The sequence below is a fragment of the Rhodoluna sp. genome, assembly GCF_049276775.1.
Taxonomy (GTDB): domain Bacteria; phylum Actinomycetota; class Actinomycetes; order Actinomycetales; family Microbacteriaceae; genus Rhodoluna.
Window position 1 is genome coordinate 1 of the sequence record NZ_JBASXC010000106.1, and the last position, 4,031, is coordinate 4,031.

The 4,031-nt window shown below is 50.8% G+C and carries 5 protein-coding genes; 1 reads left to right on the top strand and 4 read right to left on the bottom strand.

Annotation, left to right across the window (positions count from 1 at the left end):
• Nucleotides 1–267: 267 nt before the first annotated feature.
• Both WAO31_RS06620 and WAO31_RS06625 read right to left on the bottom strand, forming a co-directional pair.
• Nucleotides 268–1,629 (bottom strand): PTS galactitol transporter subunit IIC, encoded by a 1,362-nt coding sequence (locus WAO31_RS06620; protein WP_509591723.1) that lies wholly within the window; start codon nt 1,627–1,629, stop codon nt 268–270.
• Nucleotides 1,630–1,678: 49 nt separating this feature from the next.
• A complete protein-coding gene (locus tag WAO31_RS06625) occupies nt 1,679–1,954 on the bottom strand; it encodes a PTS sugar transporter subunit IIB (RefSeq protein WP_509591713.1) in 276 nt (91 codons plus the stop codon).
• A gap of 176 nt (nt 1,955–2,130) precedes the next feature.
• Here WAO31_RS06625 and WAO31_RS06630 point away from each other — a divergent pair, with 176 nt between their 5' ends.
• Nucleotides 2,131–2,538: a PTS sugar transporter subunit IIA gene (locus WAO31_RS06630; protein WP_509591715.1), complete on the top strand. Its 408-nt coding sequence runs from the start codon at nt 2,131–2,133 to the stop codon at nt 2,536–2,538.
• Here WAO31_RS06630 and WAO31_RS06635 read toward each other — a convergent pair.
• Both WAO31_RS06635 and WAO31_RS06640 read right to left on the bottom strand, forming a co-directional pair.
• Nucleotides 2,535–3,461 carry a sugar-binding transcriptional regulator gene (locus WAO31_RS06635; RefSeq protein ID WP_509591718.1) on the bottom strand — a complete coding sequence of 309 codons (927 nt, stop codon included), beginning with the start codon at nt 3,459–3,461 and terminating at the stop codon, nt 2,535–2,537. The genes WAO31_RS06630 and WAO31_RS06635 overlap by 4 nt on opposite strands.
• 31 nt (nt 3,462–3,492) lie before the next feature.
• The coding region (locus tag WAO31_RS06640) for a 2-oxo acid dehydrogenase subunit E2 (protein WP_509591720.1) at nt 3,493–4,031 on the bottom strand (539 nt) is incomplete at its 5' end.

A 4,031-nucleotide genomic window follows, 5' to 3' on the forward strand; every position in this document is an offset into this window, starting at 1 on the left:
CGAAGCGGAACCATCTTCATGATTACTTTGCCATTTCTGGCAACAAAGACCTGCTCGCCAGACTCAACCAACTTCGCAAGCTTTGAAAACTGAGTTTTTGCCTCGTGCATATTGACTGTCATGACCATGAGCCTCGGATTAGTCCGGCTAGGCCGATTTCACCCATGAGCTTTGCGTGGATAACTCAGAACTAAGGACACGGGTAAAAGGAAATCGGGGTCCCGCTTGGGACCCCGATTCCAACCACTCGAAAGGTAGAAGTGGCTTTTACTTTACTTCGACAGGGCTCTTTACCTTCATTCTGACCCAGATGGCGAAGCCGAATGAAATCGCAGCCAGCGCAGCGATTCCCACCCAGCCCAAATTGCCAAGCCAGAAGAACAGACCAGTCATAGGGTTAGCACCGTCAACAAGGGACGAAATGAGTCCGCCGGTTTCGTTGTTGAACCCAGAGCTAGTTGCGACCTGCGTCAAGGTTGGTGCAATCGCTGTCGCGATGAAGAGACCGACACCAATAAGAATGGCGCCTCCAACCACGGACCGAACGATGTTGCCACGGAAGATCGGCACCATAAGAGCAACAATGAACGGAATGGTGGCCAAGTCAACCAGCGGTAGCACTCGGTTTCCAAGTGGAGCCAAAGCAATCGCCGTAATTAGGGTTACTGGAACAAGCAACAGCGAAGTGGCGATAACAGCTGGTTGGCCAATGACAATTGCAGAGTCCAGCCCGATGTAGAACTTCTTTCCAGGCAGCCTGCGAGAGACAAACGCTCTTGCTGCCTCAGAAATAGGTACTAGGCCTTCCATGAGTATTGCAACCATTCTTGGTAGCAGCAGCATTACGGCTGCAAGGTTGATTCCGAGTCCAAGAGTTGCGATTATGTCGGCTCTTGGGTCATCTAGTCCAAAGCCTGCCAGACCGAGAATCAGTCCAATCACAAGTCCCAAAATCATGGACTCTCCAAACACTCCAAACCTCTTCTGAATTGAGTCTGGATCTGCCTTGAGGTTTCGGAATCCTGGAATTCTGTCCATTACCCAGTTCAATGGAGCCGCCAGCAACGCATACGGTGCGGAGGTTCCGTGAGGGAATGAAATGTCGGGGTAGTCGTAGTGACCCTGAATCTTCGGAGCGGCCCAATCGGCGAGTGCCAGCGTAAGCACCATTGCTATACCGGCAACTGTAAGTCCCATTAGGAAGTTTCCAGTTGATGCGGCTACCAGACCACCTATAAAGGCGAAGTGCCAGTAGTTCCAAAGATCGATGTTAAGTGTTTTGGTTAGGCCCACTGCTAGCAGCAAAACGTTTAGCAGCAGTAGCACAGGTATTGTCACAGCCCCGACTTGGGAGCCAAAGGCAATAGCAGCGCTCGCAGGCCAACCGACGTCAACGATGTCCAAGTTAACGTTGAATCTTGCGGCCAAGCCTTGTGCTGCGGGACCAACTTGGCCAAACAGCAGGCCAATAATGAGTCCGATTCCAATGAATCCGACTCCAATCATCACACCTGCACGAAACGCTCTAGGGAGTTTTTCCCCAAGAGAGACGCCAAACAGGGTAATGATGATCGGGAGCGCAATTGACGCGCCTAAGTCAAGAAATATTTGACTTATTTGTTCCAGCACTTGATTCAATTTGTTCCTCCATGTCTTCTTGAATCCGGTTGTGGATGAGCTACCTCAACGCATCGGCAATATCGTTGAGGGTTTTTTCATTACCGATTCCGGTAAGGAAAGATATTCCCTGGATAACTGGGATTTTGACTGAATCAGGTATGGGGGTTGTAGCGACAATTAGGTCATATCCCTCAATGCCACGGACTATGTCCATGACCTTGCCTTGGGTAATTGCTACAGGTATTCCTTGGGCCTCAAGGTACTCTCGTATTTTCACTGCGACGACTGTCGAGGTTGCCACTCCGGTTCCACAAATTACGAGTACCTTCTTCATGCGAGCCTCTGTCCCTTCACCATTGAAAGATGTGGAAAAGCTACCATGTAGGGTACAAAACGAGACGCTTCTGAGCTGCACATTCGTGATTCACGATTAGCGAGAAAACGCGTACGCCTATAGTTCTAAATGTGGCATTCTCTCCAACACCCCTACCGAACTTCCTCAATTTAAATTTGTCTGCTGAATCTGCAGAAAATGCCCTGCTCTCTATTGCTGAAAAGGCAGCGGAGTTGCAACTTGTTGAAGACAGTTGGGGTGGGGCGCTGGTGATTCGCGAGGCAGAATTTGCAACCGGCTTGCCGACCGCGATACCGGTGGCGATTCCGCACACGGATTCAAGTCACGTTCGTGCGGATGGCTTTGGCTTTTTTCGACTATCCAGTCCGGTCAAATTCGTAGAAATGGGCTCGCTGGACACTCTTCTCGATGTCCAGCTTATTTTCCCTCTTCTTGTGACGAATCCAGCTGACCAAGTTGATCTCCTTCAAGCAGTAATCGAGCTTGTTCAACAGCCGGGCAAGCTCGAAGCTCTTATGAACGCAAAGTTGGAGTCTGAGGTTGCTGAGCTGCTGGGAACCTAATCGAAGTAATCGAAGGTCTTGTTTTCGGCAGCTTCCAAAATCTTTAGTGCGCACGTAGAGCTGGTAACCAATTCAGAGATCAGACCTCCGCGCAGCGCAGCAAGAATTCCCGCGGTTTTCTCTTCACCAACTGCGACACCCACGACTCGCTTTATTTTGGCAATTTCCCCTAGCTCAAGGCCAACAGTTCGATTATCGAGGTTTGCATCTATTGACTCACCTTGACGATTAAAAAACCTTCCCGCCAAATCCCCAGCCCACTGTTCAAAGAAATCAGGATGGTTTTCTTTAGTTATGCCCGCGGACTGAAGAATATGACTCGACGAGTTAGCTCCTTTCGACCCAATACCGACAAAGGCCACGTCGCAGTTTCTAGCCGCTTCGATTACCGATGCGACGCTGGGCTCTCTCATTAATCCACTCTTTATCTCTGGCGACCCAACGATGGTGGGGGCATGAAGAATTTGATGCTGGGCGTTGAATTTCTGGGCGAGCGTGCGGATCAGTGTTTCGCCCGAATCACTAGAGGGAATTGCCGTCAGGCCACCCATGAGGGGTATGAAGGTGAGGTCAGGTCTGTTCTCGGGTTCAAGCGCCTCCACCATCGACTGAATTGACCTTCCCCAGCTAACAGCCACTTTGACTCGAGGCTTTAGGTGATTGAGAAAGGAGCCGACAGCGAGTTGCCCAACGGCCTGGTAGTCGCTCGAACCCTTGGGAACTTTAGCCACCATCGCTGCACGAAGACCAAACCGCGCAATAAGTAAATCTTCAATTTCTGTCTCGCGGCGGGTTTCCTCAATTATTTTGATTTCAACAATTCCGCGCTTGCGCGCCACTGAAAGAATTCTCGAAACATTTGATCGGCTTGTGAGCAAAGCCCTTGCAATCTGGTCCTGGCTCATATTCTGCTCGTAGTACATTCGCGCAGCTTGGACTATCAGTGACCTTTCTCTAGAGGTTGCCACTAACTACCCCATTTAGGACTCTTTCAAAATTTTTCAGTGCCTCAGCTCCATCGCCCGGGTCCGCAATTCTATGGTCAATCACAATTGTGCAGTCAATTTCGTAGCTAGCGCCAATTGCTCTGATTGCCCCGACGTTGAACCCTGAGCTCTGCGGGTGGAAGAGAAGGGTATTCGCCTGACGAATGCCAAACTCCCCAAGGTCTGTTATCGAGGTGGTTGCAGGTTGCAGGTTCCCGGCGGGAATGCGGTTCTCCCTAGCCGCCCTGAGAACGGCCTCTGCATTTTCTTCCCATTCGCCCGCGTCGATGTTTGATGCCGAAAGTGTTGGTGAGACAAAGCCAAGTGGACTCTTGACCAGTGCCGCGATTCGAATCTCCTCGATACTCACAAACGCGCCATCGACAAAGTTCTGATTTAGCTTCGGGAGAGCTCTCAGCGTTCTCACCCAGGCCCGCGCCAACTGAACGAACCGAGAATTGGCATCTTCTGCGAGCGGAGACCCAAGACCAATAGTCGTGCTCAGAC

What these genes read in the sequence shown, in the direction of transcription:
- WAO31_RS06625 (WP_509591713.1), bottom strand. Translation starts at nt 1,954, where the DNA reads ATGAAGAAGGTACTCGTAATTTGTGGAACCGGAGTGGCAACCTCGACA.
- WAO31_RS06635 (WP_509591718.1), bottom strand. Translation starts at nt 3,461, where the DNA reads ATGTACTACGAGCAGAATATGAGCCAGGACCAGATTGCAAGGGCTTTG.